Annotated in this window: 2 protein-coding genes; one reads left to right on the forward strand and one right to left on the reverse strand. The window is 67.1% G+C overall.

What is annotated here, in order from left to right; all coding sequences use genetic code 11:
- Window positions 1-20: 20 nt before the first annotated feature.
- On the reverse strand, window positions 21-797 hold the full coding sequence (locus VFH59_RS18025; protein WP_325166309.1) for a porin family protein: 777 nt from the start codon (window positions 795-797) through the stop codon (window positions 21-23).
- Between the two features lie 237 nt (window positions 798-1,034).
- On the opposite strand from VFH59_RS18025, the gene VFH59_RS18030 reads away from it, so the two are divergent.
- A partial coding sequence (locus VFH59_RS18030) for a thiamine pyrophosphate-dependent enzyme (protein ID WP_325166310.1) occupies window positions 1,035-2,088 on the forward strand: 1,054 nt, incomplete at its 3' end.

Raw genomic sequence — 2,088 nt, forward strand, 5'->3', positions numbered from 1 at the left:
CCACCCGCCGTTCCCTTCGCTCAGAAGCGGTACTCGCCGACCAGCGAGACGATGCCGGTGGAGCGCTTCAGTCCGGTGATCCGTTCACCCGTCGTCGGATTGGTAAAGTGGCCCGCGTTGGCGTGGAAGTAGTCGTAACCCACCCCGATGCCGAAGTGGTCGTTGACGTCCCAGCCGGTGCCGATGCCTGCATACCAGCTGCCGCGGCCCGGATGGCTGCCGTCGGAGAAGCCGAGCTCCTGGCTCACCGTGTCGTAGTAGCGGTCGTTGTTGTCGTTGGCGCGAAAGTAGCCGCCATGCGCGCTCACGTACCACTGCGGCGCCAGGTCGATGCGGCCGTTGACGCCCAGCATCCAGCCGCGCAACGCATTGGTGGTCTCGCGCTGGTTCACCGGCTGGGAGTTGAACACGTTGCGCAGGCGGTAGTTGCCCAGGTCGGTATAGCCGGCCTCGACGCCCAGGCCCAGGTCGTGGCCGACCTTCCAGCGATAGCCGCCCAGCAGGCCGTAGCCGGTGCGCCGGCCGCGGTGGCCATTGAAGAAGTTGAAGTCGCTGGCATCGCTGCCAAAACCGCCGTTGCTGTTGCCATTGGTGCGGCCGACGTTGGCGTCGATGAACCCGTTGCCGCTGCCCACCGGCTGGCTGGACTGGTAGTTGCCGCCCGCCGGTGCCGTACTGTCGGCGACCTGGTCGGAGGCGGGCGTGGCCGAAGGGGCCGCGGAGCTGTCCTGCGCGAGGACCGGGCCGGCCAGCAGACCGGTCGAAGCGAGGGCGAGTGCGAACAGCGTCTTGTTCATGGGGATTCTCCTGCTTTTGAGGTCAGGCCATCGGGCGCGTGGGGACACGCCGGACGGTGCACACGGGGCATGTGCTCGAATCATTGAACGCAGGCCAGCCTGAAGCGCTTCGATATCGACGCGCGAAAAATTAAGGCCCAATTAATTGGCAGGCCTCGAGGGGCCCGGGCGATGACGCGACAGTAACCGTACGATCGGCGACAATTCACACTTTGCCGCTTGCCCGGAGACGCACCCATGACCACCCGCCGCGAACTTGCCAACGCCGTGCGAGCCCTCGCCATGGACGCCGTCGAGGCGGCCAAGTCCGGCCACCCGGGCATGCCGATGGGCATGGCCGACATTGCCGAGGTGCTGTGGAACGATTTCCTGCAGCACAACCCGGCCAACCCGAAGTGGCCCAACCGCGACCGCTTCGTGCTCTCCAACGGCCACGGTTCGATGCTGCAGTACGCGCTGCTGCACCTGACCGGCTACGACCTGCCGATGGCCGAGCTCAAGCGCTTCCGCCAGCTGCACTCCAAGACCGCCGGCCACCCGGAATACGGCCACACGCCCGGGGTGGAAACCACCACCGGTCCGCTCGGCCAGGGCCTGGCCAACGCGGTCGGCTTCGCGCTCGCCGAGAAGGTGCTGGCAGCGCACTTCAACCGCCCGGGCCACGCCATCGTCGACCACCACACCTATGTGTTCCTCGGCGATGGTTGCCTGATGGAAGGCATCTCGCACGAGGTCGCTTCGCTGGCCGGCACCTGGTCGCTGGGCAAGCTGGTGGCGATCTACGACGACAACGGCATCTCGATCGATGGCGAAGTCCATGGCTGGTTCACCGACGACACCGTCAAGCGCTTCCAGGCCTACGGCTGGGACGTGATCGGTGACGTCGACGGCCACGATGCCGAGGCGATCAAGCGCGCGCTCTCGCAGGCCACCGCGCAGCGCGAGCGACCGACGCTGATCTGCTGCAAGACCATCATCGGCTTCGGCGCACCGCACAAGCAGGGCAAGGAAGAAAGCCATGGCGCCCCGCTGGGCAAGGACGAGGTGGCCGCCGCGCGCCAGCAGCTCGGCTGGAGCCATCCGCCGTTCGAAATCCCGGCCGAGATCTATGCCGGCTGGGACGCCAAGGACAAGGGCGCCAAGCGCGAGCAGGACTGGAACGCAGCCTTCGACGCCTACGCCAAGGCGCACCCGGAGCTCGCCGCGGAGCTCAAGCGTCGCCTCGCCGGCGAGCTGCCGGCCGACTGGGCGGACAAGTCGCAGGCGTACATCGCCAAGCTGCAATCGGAAG

The organism is Frateuria sp., from assembly GCF_035695185.1.
GTDB lineage: Bacteria > Pseudomonadota > Gammaproteobacteria > Xanthomonadales > Rhodanobacteraceae > Frateuria_A.

What these genes read in the sequence shown, in the direction of transcription:
- VFH59_RS18025 (WP_325166309.1), bottom strand. Translation starts at nt 797, where the DNA reads ATGAACAAGACGCTGTTCGCACTCGCCCTCGCTTCGACCGGTCTGCTG.